The organism is Mycobacterium sp. IDR2000157661 (genome assembly GCF_022317005.1).
Taxonomy (GTDB): domain Bacteria; phylum Actinomycetota; class Actinomycetes; order Mycobacteriales; family Mycobacteriaceae; genus Mycobacterium.
In genome coordinates, this window is sequence record NZ_CP081006.1 from 4,198,681 (window position 1) to 4,216,630 (window position 17,950).

A 17,950-nucleotide genomic window follows, 5' to 3' on the forward strand; every position below is an offset into this window, starting at 1 on the left:
ACGCCGCGCTTCGCTACTACACTGTGTCGTAGACAGTGTCGGTGAAGCTGGGGAGCGGTCGGATGGATGCCTTGGACGTCTCGCGGTGGCAGTTCGGGATCACCACCGTGTACCACTTCCTGTTCGTTCCGCTGACCATCGGCCTGGCGCCCATCATCGCGGCGATGCAGACGGCCTGGGTCGTCACCGGTGACGACCGCTGGTACCGGCTGACCAGGTTTTTCGGCAAGCTGTTCCTGATCAACTTCGCCCTCGGCGTGGCGACCGGCATCGTCCAGGAATTCCAGTTCGGCATGAACTGGAGCGAGTACTCGAGGTTCGTCGGCGACGTCTTCGGCGCACCCCTGGCGTTCGAGGGGTTGATCGCGTTCTTCTTCGAGTCGACCTTCATCGGCTTGTGGATCTTCGGCTGGCACCGGCTGCCGCGGCTGGTGCATCTGGCGTGCATCTGGATCGTCGCACTCGCAGTCAACGCCTCGGCTTACTTCATCATCGCCGCGAACTCCTTCATGCAGCACCCCGTGGGGGCTCGGTTCAACCCGCAGACCGGACGCGCGGAATTGGTCGACTTCGGTGCGCTGCTGACCAACAACACCGCGGTGTGGGCTTTCTGGCACGCCGTCACCGGATCGTTCCTCACCGCGGGCACTTTCGTGGCCGGCGTGTCGGCGTGGCTGATGGTCCGCTCGCACCGGCGGGCCGAGGAGTCCGATGCCCGTGCGATGTATCGTCCGGCCACGATCGCAGGCAGCCTGGTCGCCTTGGTAGCCGCTGTGGGCTTGTTCTTCACCGGCGACGTCCAGGGCAAGCTGATGTTCGTCCAGCAACCGATGAAGATGGCCTCGGCAGAGTCGTTGTGCCACAGCGAAACCGATCCCGACTTCTCGATCCTCACCGTCGGGACGCAGAACAACTGTGACAGCGTCACCCACGTTCTGGAGGTGCCATACGTGCTGCCCTACCTGGCCGAAGGCGAGTTCAGCGGCGTCACCCTGGAGGGCGTCGAAGACCTGCAGAAGCAGCATGAGGAACGGTTCGGCCCCGGCGATTACCGGCCGAATCTATTCGTGACGTACTGGGCGTTCCGGGCGATGATCGGGCTGCTGCTGGTGCCGGTAGCGTTCGCGCTCATGGCGCTTTGGCTGACCCGGCGCGGGCGGATCCCGAATCAACGATTGCTCTCCCGGCTTGCGCTGATCGCCATCCCTGCGCCGTTCCTGGCCAACTCCGCCGGTTGGGTGTTCACCGAGATGGGCCGCCAGCCTTGGGTTGTCGTGCCCAACCCGACCGGAGACTCCATGGTCCGGCTGACCGTGCAGGAGGGGGTGTCCGGTCATTCTGCAGGCATGGTGCTGTTTTCGCTGGCGGTGTTCACGCTCGTCTACGGCGTGCTGGCGGTGATCTGGTTCTGGCTGATGCGCCGCTACGTGGTCGAGGGCCCCCAGGAGCACGACGCCGACCTCGCTCCACCCGAACCACCACGGGACGACGACGTCAAGCCGTTGTCGTTCGCCTACTAGGAGGTCGCCGTGGGGCTACAAGAACTGTGGTTCGTGCTGATTGCGGCTCTGTTTCTGGGCTTCTTGATCCTCGAGGGCTTCGACTTCGGCGTCGGCATGCTGATGATCCCGATGGGCAGGGTGGGCGACGGCGACCCCGAACCGCGCCGCCGCGCCGTGCTCAACACCATCGGCCCGGTATGGGACGCAAACGAGGTGTGGTTGATCACCGCAGGCGCGGCGATGTTCGCAGCGTTCCCGAACTGGTACGCCTCGATGTTCTCGGCGCTCTACTTGCCTTTGCTGGCAATTCTTTTCGGCATGATTCTGCGAATCGTCGGGATCGAGTGGCGTGGCAAGATCGATGATCCCCGCTGGCGTGGCTGGGCCGACGTCGGCATCGCCGCCGGATCCTGGGTGCCCGCCATTCTGTGGGGCGTCGCATTCGCGATCCTGCTCCAGGGCCTGCCCGTCGACTCAGACGGCAATGCGCGCTCATCGGTCACGGACATACTGAACCCCTACACCGTGCTCGGCGGCCTGACGACCGCCTCGCTGTTCGCGTTCTACGGTTCAGTGTTCGTCGCGCTCAAGACGGCGGGCACGGTGCGTGACGACGCGTTCCGCTTCGCGCGTGCGCTCTCGCCGGCCGTCGTTGTGCTCGCCGGCGGCTTCGCGCTGTGGACCCAGGCCGCGCACGGCCGGACGTGGACCTGGCTCCCGTTGGGCGCGGCGGTCACCGCACTGCTGCTGGCGGTCGGGCTGATGTGGATGAGGCGACGAGAAGGTGTCGCCTTCGTCGCCACGGTCGTGGTGGTCGCCGCCGTCACCGTGCTGCTGTTCGGATCGATGTACCCGAACCTGCTGCCGTCCACCCTGAACCCACAGTGGAGCGTCACGATCTACAACGGCTCGTCGAGTCCCTACACGCTCGAGATCATGTCCTGGGCGTCACTGACGTTGGTGCCGTTGGTCATCGGCTACCAGGCCTGGACGTACTGGGTCTTCCGTAAACGCATCACCGCCGAGGCGATACCTCCCGGCACGGGTCTGCCCAGGCGGCCATCCTGACCACCCGGACGCGCGGCCCCGTCGATCCCCGGCTGGTGCAGGGATCGACGGCGATGCGCCGCTTCCTCGTCGCCACCACCGGCTTCGGCGTGCTGATCTCGGCGTGCACGATCGCCTCGGCGGTGGTGCTGGCCGACATCGTGGCCCGGGTGATCACGGATCCCACGCAACGCCATCTGGAAGCCGTGTCGACGTCGCTGTGGCTTCTGCTGGCGGTCTGGACGATCCGGGTGTTGGCGCAGTGGCAGCAGGGCCGCCTGGCACAACGCGGTTCGAGTGCCGTGATCGCCGAGTTGGCCGACAAGGTGCTCACCGCGGTGGCGTCGCTGCCGCCGCGCCGGCTGGCCGAGCATCGCGACGCTGCAGCCGCCGTGGTGACGCAGGGGCTCGACGGTCTCCGGCAGTATCTCACCGCTTACCTTCCCGCGCTGATTCTGGCGGCGATCCTGACGCCCGCCACAGCCGCGGTCATCGCGGTCTACGACTGGAGATCGGCAGCGATCGTGTTGACCGCCCTGCCGCTCATCCCGATCTTCATGGTGCTCATCGGTCTGGCCACCGCCGACCGCTCCGCAGCGGCACTGACCGCGATGACCGCCTTGCAGTCCCGGTTGCTGGACCTGATCGCGGGTCTTCCGACGCTGCGCGCGTTGCACCGTGTCGGAGGGTCGATCAGCAGGATCGCTGAACTGGGTGCGGCACACCGCCGTTCGACGATGGCCACGTTGCGGGTCGCATTCCTGTCGGCTCTGGTGCTCGAACTGTTGGCCACGCTCGGGGTGGCGCTGGTCGCGGTTAGCGTCGGTATGCGACTGGTCTACGGGCAGATGACCCTGACGGCCGGACTGACCGCGCTCCTGCTGGCACCCGAGGTGTTCTGGCCGCTGCGCCGCGTCGGAGTCGCCTTCCACGCCGCGCAGAACGGCAAGACCGCCGCCGATGCGGCACTCACGCTGGTCGAGCAGCTTCCGGTCGCTGACACCGGCGTCCGAACGGTGACCGCCCGAGGCGCGGTCATCCACATCGACGCGCTGGACGCCGACATCGAACCCGGCCGGGTGACCGTGTTGACCGGACCCAACGGCGCCGGTAAATCAACGCTGCTGCAGGCCATCCTGGCTCTCGACACGCCACCGTGGGGGCGTGTCCTGGTCGACGGCGTCGATGTGGCCGACCTTCGCCCGCAGGCCTGGTGGTCGCAGGTGTCCTGGTTGACGCACCGACCGGTCCTGGTCGCCGGCACCGTCCTGGAGAACCTGAACCTCTTCGGCCAGCTCACCGACATCCACGCCGCCTGTCGCGCAGCATGTTTCGACGAAGTGCTGGTCGAACTGCCGGAGGGACTCAACACCCGGATCGGCCGGGGCGGTGTCGGTCTGTCCCTGGGACAACGCCAACGCCTCGGACTGGCCAGAGCCTTCGGCTCGGCGGCGGCGGTGCTGCTGCTCGACGAGCCCACCGCCCACCTTGACGCGGTCGCCGAACAGCTAGTGCTGCGTGCGATCGTGGAGCGGGCGTCGGCGGGCGACACGGTCGTGGTCGTGGGACACCGTGACCCGGTGCTGGCGATCGCACACCGGATCGTGCCGGTGGGGAGCGCCGATGTTGCGTGAGCTACTGCGGCCACGGCTGCCCCGCCTGCTGTCGGCGATCGTCCTCGGCGTGCTGTCGTTGGGCAGCGCCCTGGCCCTGACCGGGGTCTCGGCGTGGCTGATCACCCGAGCCTGGCAGATGCCGCCGGTGCTGGACCTGACGGTCGCGGTGGTCGCCGTCCGCGCGCTCGGCATCGCTCGTGGCGTGCTGGGTTACTGCGAGCGGCTCGCCTCCCACGACACCGCGCTGCGAACTGCCGCGGCGGCACGGGAATGGCTGTACGCGACCCTGTCCTGCGGTGATGCCGAAGTCGCCACGCGCCACCACAGCGGCGAGCTGGTGACCCGCGCCGGCGCCGACGTCGATGAGCTGTCCGACGTCCTGGTCCGCGCCATCGTGCCGATCGCAGTCGCGCTCGTGCTCGGGTTCGCCGCCGTCGTGATCATCGGCGTGATCTCACCGGCGGCCGCCGCCGTGCTGACCGCCTGCCTGCTGGTCGCCGGCGTCGTCGCGCCCTGGTTGAGCGCCCGCGCCGCCGACGCCGCCGAGAAGGTTGCCGCTGCGCACCATTCGTCTCGCGATGCGGCCGTCATGACCGCTCTCGAGCACGCGCCGGAGCTGCGGGTCAGCGGCCGGCTCGACGAGTTCATCGGCGCCGCCGGACGTGAGCAGCGCGAGTGGGGCCGTGCCATCGACCGGGCGTCCGCACCGGCAGCCCTCGCGGCGGCGGCGCCGTCCGCGGCGATCGGCGCCAGTGTGCTGGGTGCGGTCATCGCGGGCGTCGGCCTGGCTTCGGCCGTGGCACCGACGACGGTCGCGATACTGATGCTGTTGCCGCTGGCGGCGTTCGAGGCGACCACTGCGCTGCCGGCCGCCGCCGTGCAGCTCGCCCGCTCACGCGGGGCCGCTCGCCGGCTGGCCGAACTGGCCGCGCCACCGGACCCGTACCGGTCGCGACCCGCGGTTCCCACAGTCGACATCCACACCGGTGACAGGCTTGCGGTGACAGGCGCGAGCGGCTCCGGCAAGACGACGCTGCTCATCAGATTGGCCGAAAGATACTCCGCAGCAGTCTTTTTCGCTGAGGATGCGCACTTGTTCGCCACCACTGTGCGCGACAACCTGCTGGTCGCTAGGGGTGACGCCGGAGACGACGAGATCGCCGACGCGCTGTCGCGTGTCGGGCTGAGTGCCTGGTTCGACGCGTTGCCGGACGGCTTGTCCACCGTGCTGGTCGGCGGTGCGGCGGCGGTGTCCGCGGGGCAGCGCAGGCGCCTCCTGCTGGCCCGCGCGCTGCTCACGACGGCTCCGATCGTGTTGCTCGACGAACCCACCGAACACCTCGACGCCGCCGACGGCTGCCGGATCCTCACCGAACTGCTCACTCCCGGCGGGCTTTTCCCGGCCGATCGGACCGTCGTCGTCGCCACCCACCACCTGCCGTACGGAGTTTTCTGTCGCACCGTCGATCTGGCACCGGGCGGAGTAACCTCTTCGGCATGAGCGAACCGGACAAACCCGAGACGCCTTCGTCACCGTCGCCGTCACCGCCGCCGCCGGGACCCTCCGGCTCGTCGGCACCGCCGCCGCCTCAGTACGGCGCGTACCCCGGTGGTTATCCCCCACCCCCGCAGCAGCAGCCGTACGCGGGCTACCCGCCACCGCCGAGGGGACCGCAGAACGGCCTGGGCATCGCATCGCTGGTGGTGGCGATCATCGCGCTGCTGTCGGTGTTCGGTGGAGTCGTGCTGGGCGTCGTCGCGGTGATCCTCGGGTTCCTCGGCTGGAACCGCGCGAAGCGGGGCGAGGCGACCAACGGCGGAATGGCCGTGGCCGGCATCGTGCTGGGCTTTCTCAGCATCATCGAGGCCATCGTGTTCATCGGATTGGCCGTCTGGGGCTTCGGCGAGGTCGGTGGCACCGACTACATCGACTGCCTGTCGAATGCGGGCAACGACCAGCAGGCCATCGACCAGTGCGCCGAGCAGTTCCAACAACGCGTCGAGGACGAGTTCTCGGTGACGCTGACGCCGACGCCCTAGCACAGAAGCGGACGTATCTCGATAGGGGTACGACCGCTTGCGTCGGCACATGGCGAGGTGAACACTGCCGGGTATCGGCTGTATTGGAGGCCAGATGGCAGTCACGTTGGCACCGAATCCGACCGCTACCCGCGCGCACGCCATAGGGTCGGCACACCGCAGTCTTGCGCTCGCCGAGCGCTTGACTCACGCCTTGGCGTCAGCTGACCAGTGGGTCGATCTCGCACCGGCACTCGCGGCACGGCCGACTGCAGACCAGGTAAGTGACCACGTCGAGATGGTCGTCGGTGCGCTCCTTCGTGAGATCCAAGCTCGCAAGAACCTCCCCGACGCCGCGCTTGCGCCCCTCTACGAAGCGGTCATCGAATTGCAGCGATGCGGAAGCGAAATCGCGCAGCAGCGCGCCGACGACCGCATCCGCATCCTCAGCGCGGCGCGGGGCGCTGACGCCTACCTCGGCTCTGATCTCGACGTGTCGACGTTGTTGGAGCGGTCTGCGGCGGCTGCCTGTCGTGCCTGTGACCTCGACCGTGCCATGATTTTCATGCTGCGCGACGGCCACCTGCACGCCGCTGCAACCTATTTCGCAGGCCACGACGACTGGGCGGCCGACTGTCACGCCCATGCGGTGCAGACACCCATCGACTTGAGCGCAGGGCGCCTGGAGACGGAGATGATCCGCCGACAGCTGCCTGCGCTGATGACCGACACCATGAACGACCCGCAGGCTTTCGCACCGATCGTGCAGAGGATCCAGACCCAGAGCTATGTGGCGGTTCCGATCGTCGTCGACGGGGCGGTGGTGGGAAGCCTGCACCTGGACGCCTACTACCGCCAGCGCGACGTCGATTCGGTCGATCGTGATGCGGCGGCGGTGTTCGCCCGATCAATCGGCCATGCACTGGAGCGTGCGCTGGCGGCCGAGCAGTTGGCGGCGCAGCGCGCAGCGCTATGCGATTTGGTGCGGCAAACCGACACCAGTCTGCGATTGCTCCGGGGTGGCCAGTCCGCCAGACCGCCGTTGCGCCACGGTCTGCCGCATCCTCAACCGGCGCCTCACCTGGCTCCCGCCCGGGAGGTTGCGCCGGCGCGGGCGATGACATCGGCCGCTGCAGGCGCCCCGGCGAGCCTGACACGGCGGGAAATCGAGGTGCTGCGGCTGATGTCGACCGGGGCGACGAATGCAGAGATCGCGGCTCGATTCATCGTCGCCGAAGGCACGGTGAAGACTCATGTGAAACGCATCCTGCGGAAACTCAACGTCACCAATCGCGGTCAAGCTGTGGCGATCTACGCCGGCTTGGCCGCGCCGCGCTGACCCCACCGGTCGTACCCCTGTCGGTGGATCCTCGTATCACCTTCGGGCTCCTTCGGCGCTTGTTGGGAGACCTTGAACGCCATCACGGGTGAGCATGGAGCTCCGATGACACATCGACAGTCGAAGGGGAACCCAATGTCGCTCATCGATCAGAGTGCGGAGCCGAGGACCGACCGCCGTAACAGGCACGTCGAGCAACTCGTCGATCGTTTCGTCGACCGGCGCAGCGGCGCGTCGAGTGCATATGACTCGGTGGTGATCGCCGGCAACGGAATCGGAGCGCAAGTGTTCGCTGCGCAGCTGGTGCACCACCCGCGCTTCGCGGGCAACGTGACCATTGTGGCACCGGAACTGGTGGAGAGTCGCCGCTTGATCAACGGCGTGAGCCTTCGTGGGCTGGCCGCCGACGTCATCGGCGAAGCCCTGGGCGTCAGCCATGAACGGCTGTTGCGGGACGTCGCCGGCCCGGGTCCGCTGCCCGTTGCCAACCGGCAGACCGCTTCGATGGCGTACCAGAAGGACGACGGCTGGCATTTCACCCGGCGCGGAGCCTGGCAGGGTGGCAAGCGGGGCGGACCGCGGCCAGTCGTCTACGGAGTCCGCAACTCCCGCCTGATCGGCGGCATTCGCGAGATTCTCGACAAGGATGCGATCGGCTTCCGCGCCGAGAAGGTGGAGTCGGCCGAGCATCTGCGCAGCCTCGCCACGGGCAACAATCCACTGCTCGTCAACGCCACTACCAACCCACGACTGCTCAACGCCGAAACGGAGAAGCCCGCGAAGAAGGTGCTGGCGGTGCAGGTGCCCTTCATCGCACCGCCGGCGGGACCACTCGCGCCGACTGAGCCCGGCACCGCCTTCGCGCCGTTGATCCGCCGCGACGGTGCCATCGACGTCGGATACTTCACGCCGTTCCGTGACCCCCTTTCGCCGCGCTCCAGCTGGTATGGGATTTTCGCCCGCGTCGTCGACGCCGATTCCGGCTTCGACAGCGACCAAGAGTTCGGGGTCATGATCGACGAGCTCTACGGCGTGGGTGCGGCGATGGGCTTTGTGCCTGACGACCCGGACGAAACGCTCGCTCGCGCGCTGGTACCGGCAGCGCCTTGGTCGACCATCGCGCCGTCGCGACCCGGCATGCTTGATCTGAAGCGCATGTACTCCGGCGGTGCGCCCTGTTTCTACGCCGACGGTATGGTCTCGTCGGCGATCGGCGGTATCATCGGCGCCGAAGCCGTTGTGCATGGCCAGGATCCCGACAGAGCCATTCGACGCGCACTTCGTGTCGTGCGCAGGCACAATTTCCTGTGGTGGATCGAGACAACGCAGATCGCGCCCCTCGCAGACTTTCTCATGCGAATCAACGTCAGAACTGCCATGGCGTATCCGCATTCGGTCGGCATCAATCTATGGCGCTCCGCCGCATAGGAAACCGCGATGATCGGGCACGATGAATTCCGTTCAGCGATGCGTTGTCTCGCCGCAGGCGTGACCATCATCAGCACAAGCGGCAGCGAGGGACCGCTTGGCATCACCGCCACCGCAGTGACGTCATTGACACCCGACCCGGCGAGTGTGCTGTGCTGCGTCAACAAGAACCTCAGTGTCAGCAACGCCATCCGAGAAAGCCGCCGCTTCGGCTTGAATGTCCTTCGGGTCGAACACCGCGGTCTGGCCGCGCGGTTCGCCGGCATGGGTGGAATACGGGGCACCGCGAAGTTCGGCGAAGGGGCGTGGGTGCAGACGGCCAGTGGTGTTCCCGCCCTGGCCGACAGCCTGGTGTCGTTGGACTGCAGCCTGGATCGAGCCATCGAGGCGGGTACCCATCACATCTTGATCGGCCTCATCGCGGAGGTCCGGATCGGAGGGCGCGGCGATCCGCTGGTGTATTGCGATGGCACTTTCGCAAGTCTGCTCGCCGTCTGACGCTGACACCGACGTTGACGCCGACGCCCTAGCCGCGGGCCGGGAAGTACTTGACGATGCCTTCCTGCACCACCGTTGCGATCAGCCGGCCCGATCGGTCGAAATAATGTCCGGTGCCCAGCCCGCGTGAATCCGCGGCCACCGGCGACGACGTCGAGTACAGCAGCCAGTCGTCGAATTTCACCGGCCGGTGAAACCATACCGAGTGGTTGGTGGTGACGGCGAAGAGCCTGTCGAAACCCCACGACAGACCGTGGGTGGTGATGATGGAATCCAGCACGGTGGTGTCCGAGGAGTACACCAGTGCCGCGGCGTGCAGCACGGGGTCGTCGGGCATTTCGCCGAGGCCCTTCATCCACACCCGGTTGTGCGTCAGGGTCTCGCCCTTGCTGCGCATCACCCAGCTCGGGTCGTTGGTGTAGCGCCAGTCGATCGGCCTCAGCGCGTTCACGAAGTGCGGAACGACCTCCTCATAGCCGCGCAGCAGGTCGTCGACCGGTGGCACCGACAGGGGATCGGGCAGTTCGGGCGGATCGACGCCGTGTTCGAGGCTGCGGCCACCCGACAGGTAGGAGACCATCGCCGTGGCGAGCAGCGCACCGTCCTGCATCACGTCGACGCGGCGGTTGGCGAACCGGCGTTCGTCGCGCAGGCGCACGATGTGGAATTCGAGGTCCTTATCAGGGTCGCCGCCCGCGATGAAGTGCGCCGACAGTGCGCTCGGCGGAGCGGGGTGTCGCAGGCTGCGGCTGGCCGCCACGAAGGCCTGGGCCAGCATCTGGCCGCCGAACGTGCGCACCGGGTTCTTGCTGGGGTGCGCGCCGATGTAAGTGTCGTCGTCGGTCTGGCTCAGGTCGAGTATCGCGAGCAGCTCGTCGAAGTCTCGATTTGATTCTCTTCGCGCAAGCGGCTCATCGGTGTTTGATGCTCTTCGCGCAAGCGGCTCATCGGCGGTTGACACACAACCTCCTGCTCGGGTGTCAGACGTCGTCCTCGCCGATCCGGTGCACATGGATCAGATTCGTGGAGCCTACTGTCCCCGGCGGAATGCCTGCGATGACGACCACCAGGTCGCCGCGTTTGTACCGGCCCAGCTCGAGCAGTGACTTGTCCACCTGGCGGATCATCCCGTCCGTGGTCTGGATGTGCGGCACGATGAACGTCTCGGTGCCCCAGCTCAGCGCCAACTGGCTACGCACCTCCGGCAGCGAGGTGAATGCGAGCAGCGGCAGCGGCGTGTGCAGTCGTGCCAGCCGGCGCACGGTGTCCCCGGACTGCGTGTAGGCCACGAGCGCCTTGGCGTCAAGTCGCTCGCCGATATCGCGCGCCGCGTATGAGATGACGCCGCGCTTGGTGCGCGGCACATGCGTCAACGGCGGCGCGGCCACCGAGTTCTCCTCGACGGCGGCGATGATGCGCGCCATGGTCTTGACCGCTTCGAGCGGGTACTTGCCGACCGATGTCTCACCGGACAGCATCACCGCGTCCGCGCCGTCGAGCACCGCGTTGGCGACGTCGGACGCTTCGGCCCGGGTGGGCCGCGAGCTGTCGATCATCGATTCCAGCATCTGGGTGGCGACGATGACGGGTTTGGCGTTCTCCCTTGCCATTTGGATGGCCCGCTTTTGCACGAGCGGGACCTCTTCGAGTGCCAGCTCGACGCCGAGGTCACCACGGGCAACCATGATGGCGTCGAATGCCAGCACGATGGCTTCGAGATTGTCGATCGCCTCGGGCTTCTCGAGCTTCGCGATGACCGGCACGCGCCTGCCGACGCGGTCCATCACCTCGTGCACCAGTTCGATGTCGGCCGGGGATCGGACGAACGACAGCGCGACCAGGTCGATGCCGAGCCGCAGCGCGAACTCCAGGTCCTCGATGTCCTTCTCTGACAGTGCGGGCGCCGAGACGTTCATGCCGGGCAGCGACATGCCCTTGTTGTTGCTGACCTCACCGCCTTCGGTGACCTTGCACACCACGTCGTTGCCGTCGATCTCCTCGACGACCAGCCCGACGTTTCCGTCGTCAACCAGCACGCGGTTGCCCGCGGAGGCGTCCTGTGCCAGCCGCTTGTATGTGGTGGACACCCGGTCGTGGCTGCCCTCGCAGTCGTCGACGGTGATCCGAACCGTCTCGCCTGCGGACCACTCTGTGCGTCCGTCGGCGAACCGGCCGAGCCGGATCTTGGGCCCCTGCAGGTCGGCGAGGATGCCGACGGCGCGGCCGGTGGCATCCGAAGCGGCGCGGACCCGCTTGTAGTTGGCGTCGTGGTCGGGGTAATCGCCGTGGCTGAAGTTGAGCCTGGCGACGTTCATTCCGGCCTCGACCAGCGCACGGACGGCGTCGTCGGACGCGGTGGCCGGTCCCAGGGTGCAGACGATCTTTCCGCGTCTATTCACGACAGTTGAGCATAGTCGTTGATCGATTCAGACGACGGCCAGCGGAAGGGCGCCCGGGATCACCGGAGCAGGCAGGTCGGACTCCCCCATCAGGTACGCGTCCACGGCGTGTGCGGCGCTGCGGCCCTCGGCGATCGCCCACACGATCAGCGACGCGCCGCGGTGGGCATCCCCGCAGACGAACACGCCGGGCGCATCGGTCTGCCAGTCGGAACCGCACGGCAGGGCGCCGCGCCGGTTCAGCGTGAGCCCCAGCGCGTCGAGCAGCGGCAGGCGCTCCACGCCGTCGAATCCGATGGCCAGCAGGGCCAGGTCACAGCGGATCTCGATCGGGTCTCCCACCGGGGTGATGACGCGCCCGCCGGCAGGGTTTTCCGCGTCACGCTCGACCTTCACCTCTGCGATCTCGATGGCCCGCAGGTCGCCGTGGTCGTCGCCGAGGAAACGTTGCACCGCCACCTGATAGCGGCGGTCGCCGCCCTCGGCATGGGCGGGTGACAGGCGAGTTCGCAGGACGATCGGCCACGTCGGCCACGGCGAGCGCGCGTTGTCACGCACCACGGGCGGTTCGGGGTTGTAGTCGAGTTGGGTCACCGACGTGGCGCCCTGGCGGTGTGCGGTGCCAAGGCAGTCCGCACCGGTGTCACCGCCGCCGATGATCACGACATGCTTGCCTTCGGCGCTGACGGGGCTTGGCCCGTCACCCTCGCACTCCTTGTTGGCGGGCACGAGGTAGTCCATCGCCAGGTGAACGCCGTTGAGGCCGCGTCCCTCGACGTCGTTGTCGCGGGCATGCAACGCGCCGACGGCCAGTACGACCGCGTCGTGCTGTGCCCGCAACTGCTCGACGGTCAGGTCGACGCCGACCTCGCACTCGGTGACGAACCTCGTGCCCTCTGCCCGCATCTGGGCCAACCGCTGCTCGAGCCTGACCTTCTCGAGCTTGTACTCCGGGATGCCGTAGCGCATCAACCCCCCGATGCGATCGTCGCGCTCATAGACCGTGACCCCATGGCCGGCGCGCGTGAGTTGCTGTGCTGCAGCCAGTCCGGCCGGACCGGAGCCGACGACCGCCACGCTCCTGCCGGTGGCGATGGCCGCGGGCTGCGGTTCGACGATGCCGTCCAGCCACGCCTGGTCGGCGATCGTCTGCTCGATGCGTTTGATGGTGACGCTGCCGCCGGTCTGCTCCTCGGAGATGGACAGCACGCAGGCGGTCTCACACGGCGCCGGACAGAGCCTGCCGGTGAACTCCGGGAAGTTGTTGGTCGCATGCAGGCGATCGCTGGCCGCATCCCACCGGCCGCGGCGCACCAGGTCGTTCCACTCGGGAATCAGATTGCCGAGCGGGCAGCCCGCTGTTCCGGAGTGGCAGAACGGGATTCCGCAGTCCATGCAGCGACGGGCCTGCTGGGACACTTCACCGGCGCGCTGATGGGGATCCTGTTGCTCGTAGACCTCGTGCCAATCGCCGACGCGTTCATCGATGGACCGCTTGGGCGCGTCGACCTTCGGAACCTTGAGAAAACCGGTGTGGTCAGCCACGGCTGGCCTCCATGATCGCGGTGTCGACGTCTCGGCCCTCACGCTTGGCCGACAGCGTCGCTTCCAGGACGCGCCGATAGTCGCGAGGCATCACCTTGGTGAATTGGGCGCTGCGCCGCGGCCAGTCCGCAAGGACGGAGGCCGCCAGGCTGCTGCGGGTGTATTGCGCATGCCTGGTGACGACGTCGCGCAGCCAGGTCAGATCCTCGGGGTCGAGGCGCTGCAAGTCGACCATCTCGGTGTTGACCCGCTCGGGATCGAGGCCGAGCACGAAGGCGATGCCACCGGACATGCCGGCGGCCATGTTGCGGCCGATCCTTCCCAGCACCACCACCCGTCCGCCGGTCATGTATTCGCAGGCGTGGTCGCCGACGCCTTCGACGACGGTCAGCGCGCCGGAGTTGCGCGCGGCGAACCGTTCTCCGACGCGCCCCCGCAGATAGACTTCGCCCGAGGTCGCCCCGAAGAGCAGCGTGTTGCCGGCGATCACGTTGTCTTCCGGCAGGAACAACACGTCGTCGGGCGGCCGGACGATGATCCGACCACCTGAAAGGCCCTTGCCCACATAATCGTTCGCATCACCGACGAGTTCGAGGGTGATGCCGGGCGGCAGAAATGCGCCGATGGACTGGCCCGCCGAGCCGGTGAGCGTGACGTGGACGGTGCCGTCGGGCAGTCCCTGCGCCCCGTAGCGCCGGGTGACCTCGGCGCCCAGCAGCGTGCCGACCGTGCGGTTGACATTGCGCACCGGCAGATCCAGCCGTACCGGGTGCGCGTCTTCGAGCGCGCCCTCTGCGAGTTGGATCAAGGTCTGGTCGAGCGCCTGATCGAGCGCGTGGTACTGGTCGCGCACCTTGCGCCTCGGTGTCGGCTCACCGGTGTGGCCGTCGGGTTGAACGGTGAAGATCGGCGACAGGTCGAGCCCCTGCGATTTCCAGTGCGCGACGCCCCGGTCGGTGTCGAGCAGCTCGGCATGACCGACGGCCTCGTCGATGCTGCGGAACCCCAGTTCGGCGAGCCGGCGGCGGATGTCCTCGGCGACGAAGCGGAAGTAGTTCTCGATGAACTGCGGCTTGCCAGTGAATCGTTTGCGCAACTCCGGATTCTGGGTGGCCACGCCGACCGGGCAGGTGTCGAGGTGGCACACCCGCATCATGATGCAGCCCGACACCACAAGCGGTGCCGTCGCGAAGCCGAACTCCTCGGCGCCCAGTAAGGCGGCCACGATGACGTCGCGGGCAGTGCGCATGCCGCCGTCGCACTGCACGGTGATGCGATCGCGTAATCCGTTGAGCATCAGGGTCTGCTGAGTGTCGGCCAAGCCGATCTCCCAGGGCACGCCTGCGTGCTTGAGGCTGGTCAGCGGCGCCGCGCCGGTACCGCCGTCGTAGCCGGAGATGAGCACGACGTCGGCATGCGCCTTCGACACCCCGGCGGCCACGGTTCCGACGCCGACGCTGCTGACCAGCTTGACGTGGATGCGCGCCCGGTCATTGGCGTTCTTGAGGTCATGGATCAGCTGGGCGAGGTCCTCGATGGAGTAGATGTCGTGGTGCGGCGGCGGTGAGATGAGCCCCACGCCGGGTGTCGAGTGCCTCGTCTTGGCGATGTTGGGGTACACCTTGAATCCCGGAAGCTGACCGCCCTCACCGGGTTTGGCGCCTTGAGCCATCTTGATCTGGATGTCGGTGGCGTTCACCAGGTAGTCGCTGGTGACACCGAAGCGGCCGCTCGCGACCTGTTTGACGGCGCTGCGGCGCGTCGGGTCGTGGAGGCGATCGGTGTCCTCTCCCCCTTCACCGGAGTTGGACCGGCCGCCGAGCTTGTTCATGGCGATCGCCATGGTCTCGTGCGCTTCGGCGGAGATGGACCCGTAGCTCATCGCTCCGGTGTTGAATCTGGTGACAATCGACTCAACAGGCTCGACTTCCTCGAGGGGAACCGGCGGCCTGGTCTTCTTGAAGTCGAACAGCCCGCGCAGCGTGCCGCCGTCGCGGGACAGCCGGTCGACCTCGTCGGAGTACTGTCGAAAGATGTCGTAACGGCCGGTGCGGGTCGAATGTTGTAGCAGGAAGACGACTTCGGGAGTGAATAGATGCAGTTCGCCTTCACGGCGGAATGCGTACTCACCGCCGACCTCGAGGCGCCGGTGCACTCGCTCGGTCGGATTGTCGGGATAGGCGCGGCGGTGACGTTGCCTGACCTCCTCGGCGATGACGTCGAGGCCGACGCCACCGAGTTGGGTGGGGGTGCCGGTGAAGTACTCGTCGACGACCTGCTTGTCGACGCCGACCGCCTCGAATGCCTGCGCGGCGGTGTATGAGGCGACGGTGGAGATGCCCATCTTGCTCATCACCTTCATCACCCCCTTGCCCAGCGCCTTGCAGTAGTTGCGCACAGCGGCAGCGGGTTCGATTCCGGTGAGTTCGCCTTCCCGGATCAGGTCCTCGATGGTCTCGAAGGCCAGGTAGGGGTTGACCGCGGCGGCGCCGAAGCCGATGAGCATCGCGATGTGGTGCACCTCGCGGGCGTCGCCGCTCTCCACGACCAGCGCCACGGTGGTGCGCTCCTTGGTCCGCACCAGGTGGTGGTGCACGGCGGAGACGGCGAGCAGCGACGGGATGGGTGCACGCGTATGGTCGGAGTCACGGTCTGAGATCACCACCGTCCGTGCGCCTTTGGCGATGGATTCGCAGGCCTTGGCACGAAGATCCTCGAGTGCGTCGGCGAGACCCTCACCACCGCGTTCGACGTCGTAGAGGGCCTTGAGGACCGTGGTCCGCAGGCCGGGGTGCTCGCCGTCGCCGTTGATGTGCACGATCTTGCCGAGCTCGTCATTGTCGAGCACCGGCCAGCGCAGCACGATCTGACGGCAGGAGGCCGCCGTGGGCTCGAGCAGGTTCTGTTCGGGCCCCATGATGCGCGCCATGGAGGTGACGATCTCCTCGCGGATCGCGTCCAGAGGCGGGTTGGTGACCTGAGCGAACAGCTCGACGAAGTAGTCGTATAGCAGCCGGGATCGTTGCGACAGCACCGCAGTGGGAGTATCGGTGCCCATCGAGCCGAGCGGCTCGGCTCCGGAAGCGGCCATCGGGGTGAGCAGGATGCGCAGATCCTCCTCGGTGTAGCCGAAGGCGATCTGGCGTTTGACGACGTTCTCGTGATTCGGCTGCACACGGCTGCGGCCGGGAAGCGTGGTGATGTCGAGTAGACCGGCGTGCAGCCACTCGCCGTAGGGTTCCTGTCTCGACAGCGCACTCTTGATCTCGTCGTCGGTGACGATACGGCCGGCGGCGGTGTCGACGAGGAACATCTTGCCCGGCTGCAGCCGACCCTTGGCCACGATCTGCGCCGACGCCACATCGAGCACACCACTCTCACTTGCGAGGATCACGCGGTCGTCGATCGTGCGCCACCAACGCCCGGGCCGTAATCCGTTGCGGTCCAACACCGCTCCTACGAGCGTGCCATCGGTGAAAGTCACGCAAGCTGGACCGTCCCACGGCTCCATCAGCGAAGCGTGGAACTGCCAGAACGCCCGCTCCTCGGCATCCATGGTGGCGCTGTTCTCCCACGCCTCGGGGATCATCATCAGCACGGCGTGCGGCAGGCTCCGCCCGCCGAGGTGCAGCAGTTCGAGCACTTCGTCGAAGGATGCGGAGTCCGACGCTTCCGGGGTGCAGACGGGTGACAGGCGCGACAAGTCGCCGGGGATGCAAGCGCTGGCGATCATGGCCTCTCGTGCGTGCATCCGGTTGCGGTTACCGCGGACGGTGTTGATCTCACCGTTGTGCGCAACGAAGCGAAACGGATGGGCCAGCGGCCAGGATGGGAATGTGTTGGTTGAGAAGCGACTGTGCACGATGGCGATCGCGCTCTCGCAGCGCACGTCGCGCAGGTCCGAGAAGTACTGCGGCAGTTGCGCCGTGGTGAGCATCCCCTTGTAGACGATGGTGCGGCTGGACAGGGAAGGGAAGTAGACGCCCTCGCGTTCGGCCCGTTTGCGCAGCGGGTAGACGGACCGGTCGAGTTCCAGACCGCCGATGTCGCGAGTCGAGGTGACGAACATCTGCTCCATGTGTGGCATACAGCCGCGCGCAGCCTTGCCGAGGTCCGCGCCATCAGGGTCCACCGGCAGCATCCGCCAGCCGAGGATCTGGAGGCCCTCATCGTCGGCGATGGCTTCAATGGCGTCACGGGCGGTCGCGCGGGCGTTGGAATCCGGCGGCATGAAGCAGACTCCTGCGGCATACGTGTTTGTGCCGTCAAGTGCCTGCGGTGGGAGTTCGAAGTCGACTGTCCTGCGCAGCAATTCAGTGGGTAATTGGATGAGGATGCCGGCACCGTCGCCGCTGTTCGTCTCGGCGCCCGCTGCTCCGCGGTGGTCGAGGTGCTCGAGTGCGGTCAACGCGTCGGAGACGACAGCGTGAGATCGACGACCTTTGATATCGGCGACCATTGCGACGCCGCAGGAGTCCGACTCGTTGTCGGGATCGTAGAGTCCCTGGGGTTGGGGAAATGCCGAGAAGAGCATCGCGGGCACCTTCGCAGTCCGGG

The 17,950-nt window shown here is 67.0% G+C and carries 13 protein-coding genes; 8 read left to right on the forward strand and 5 right to left on the reverse strand.

Annotation, left to right across the window (positions count from 1 at the left end; translation table 11 throughout):
* The first annotated feature begins 62 nt into the window (after positions 1 to 62).
* The 5 genes from K3G64_RS21545 to K3G64_RS21565 are packed head-to-tail and all read left to right on the forward strand — an operon-like array spanning position 63 to position 6,205.
* Positions 63 to 1,520 carry a cytochrome ubiquinol oxidase subunit I gene (locus K3G64_RS21545; protein WP_238887128.1) on the forward strand — a complete coding sequence of 486 codons (1,458 nt, stop codon included), beginning with the start codon at positions 63 to 65 and terminating at the stop codon, positions 1,518 to 1,520.
* A gap of 9 nt (positions 1,521 to 1,529) precedes the next feature.
* Positions 1,530 to 2,570: a cytochrome d ubiquinol oxidase subunit II gene (gene cydB / locus K3G64_RS21550; RefSeq protein ID WP_238887129.1), complete on the forward strand. Its 1,041-nt coding sequence runs from the start codon at positions 1,530 to 1,532 to the stop codon at positions 2,568 to 2,570.
* Between the two features lie 53 nt (positions 2,571 to 2,623).
* A complete protein-coding gene (gene cydD, locus K3G64_RS21555) occupies positions 2,624 to 4,183 on the forward strand; it encodes a thiol reductant ABC exporter subunit CydD (protein WP_238950910.1) in 1,560 nt (519 codons plus the stop codon).
* Entirely contained in the window at positions 4,173 to 5,666 is a 1,494-nt protein-coding gene (locus K3G64_RS21560) for an ATP-binding cassette domain-containing protein (RefSeq protein WP_238887130.1), read from the forward strand. Before cydD ends, K3G64_RS21560 begins: the two co-directional genes overlap by 11 nt.
* Complete coding sequence (locus K3G64_RS21565; RefSeq protein ID WP_238887131.1) at positions 5,663 to 6,205, forward strand: DUF4190 domain-containing protein; 543 nt, start codon at positions 5,663 to 5,665, stop codon at positions 6,203 to 6,205. The genes K3G64_RS21560 and K3G64_RS21565 overlap by 4 nt, the downstream gene beginning before the upstream one ends.
* 199 nt (positions 6,206 to 6,404) lie before the next feature.
* Here the strand turns inward: K3G64_RS21565 and K3G64_RS21570 are convergent, their stop codons facing one another.
* On the reverse strand, positions 6,405 to 6,773 hold the full coding sequence (locus tag K3G64_RS21570) for a hypothetical protein (RefSeq protein ID WP_238951050.1): 369 nt from the start codon (positions 6,771 to 6,773) through the stop codon (positions 6,405 to 6,407).
* Between K3G64_RS21570 and K3G64_RS21575 the strand changes: the two genes are divergently transcribed.
* From K3G64_RS21575 to K3G64_RS21585, 3 genes are all read left to right on the forward strand, one after another.
* On the forward strand, positions 6,678 to 7,523 hold the full coding sequence (locus K3G64_RS21575) for a LuxR C-terminal-related transcriptional regulator (RefSeq protein ID WP_238950912.1): 846 nt from the start codon (positions 6,678 to 6,680) through the stop codon (positions 7,521 to 7,523). The genes K3G64_RS21570 and K3G64_RS21575 overlap by 96 nt on opposite strands.
* 135 nt (positions 7,524 to 7,658) lie before the next feature.
* On the forward strand, positions 7,659 to 8,951 hold the full coding sequence (locus K3G64_RS21580) for a hypothetical protein (RefSeq protein ID WP_238887132.1): 1,293 nt from the start codon (positions 7,659 to 7,661) through the stop codon (positions 8,949 to 8,951).
* 9 nt (positions 8,952 to 8,960) lie between these two features.
* Entirely contained in the window at positions 8,961 to 9,449 is a 489-nt protein-coding gene (locus K3G64_RS21585) for a flavin reductase family protein (protein WP_238887133.1), read from the forward strand.
* Between the two features lie 28 nt (positions 9,450 to 9,477).
* On the opposite strand, the gene K3G64_RS21590 is transcribed toward K3G64_RS21585, so the two are convergent.
* From K3G64_RS21590 to gltB, 4 genes are all read right to left on the reverse strand, one after another.
* Positions 9,478 to 10,320: an acyl-CoA thioesterase II gene (locus K3G64_RS21590; protein ID WP_238950914.1), complete on the reverse strand. Its 843-nt coding sequence runs from the start codon at positions 10,318 to 10,320 to the stop codon at positions 9,478 to 9,480.
* Positions 10,321 to 10,429: 109 nt separating this feature from the next.
* Complete coding sequence (gene pyk, locus K3G64_RS21595) at positions 10,430 to 11,848, reverse strand: pyruvate kinase (RefSeq protein WP_238887134.1); 1,419 nt, start codon at positions 11,846 to 11,848, stop codon at positions 10,430 to 10,432.
* 27 nt (positions 11,849 to 11,875) lie between these two features.
* Positions 11,876 to 13,393, reverse strand: coding sequence for a glutamate synthase subunit beta (locus tag K3G64_RS21600; protein ID WP_238887135.1), 1,518 nt, complete (start codon positions 13,391 to 13,393; stop codon positions 11,876 to 11,878).
* Positions 13,386 to 17,927 carry a glutamate synthase large subunit gene (gene gltB, locus K3G64_RS21605; protein ID WP_238887136.1) on the reverse strand — a complete coding sequence of 1,514 codons (4,542 nt, stop codon included), beginning with the start codon at positions 17,925 to 17,927 and terminating at the stop codon, positions 13,386 to 13,388. The genes K3G64_RS21600 and gltB overlap by 8 nt, the downstream gene beginning before the upstream one ends.
* Between the last annotated feature and the right edge of the window lie 23 nt (positions 17,928 to 17,950).

Coding starts and splice junctions, on each gene's coding strand:
- K3G64_RS21545 (WP_238887128.1), top strand. CDS start 63: ATGGATGCCTTGGACGTCTCGCGGTGGCAGTTCGGGATCACCACCGTG.
- cydD (WP_238950910.1), top strand. CDS start 2,624: ATGCGCCGCTTCCTCGTCGCCACCACCGGCTTCGGCGTGCTGATCTCG.
- K3G64_RS21560 (WP_238887130.1), top strand. CDS start 4,173: ATGTTGCGTGAGCTACTGCGGCCACGGCTGCCCCGCCTGCTGTCGGCG.
- K3G64_RS21565 (WP_238887131.1), top strand. CDS start 5,663: ATGAGCGAACCGGACAAACCCGAGACGCCTTCGTCACCGTCGCCGTCA.
- K3G64_RS21580 (WP_238887132.1), top strand. CDS start 7,659: ATGTCGCTCATCGATCAGAGTGCGGAGCCGAGGACCGACCGCCGTAAC.
- K3G64_RS21585 (WP_238887133.1), top strand. CDS start 8,961: ATGATCGGGCACGATGAATTCCGTTCAGCGATGCGTTGTCTCGCCGCA.
- gltB (WP_238887136.1), bottom strand. CDS start 17,927: ATGCTCTTCTCGGCATTTCCCCAACCCCAGGGACTCTACGATCCCGAC.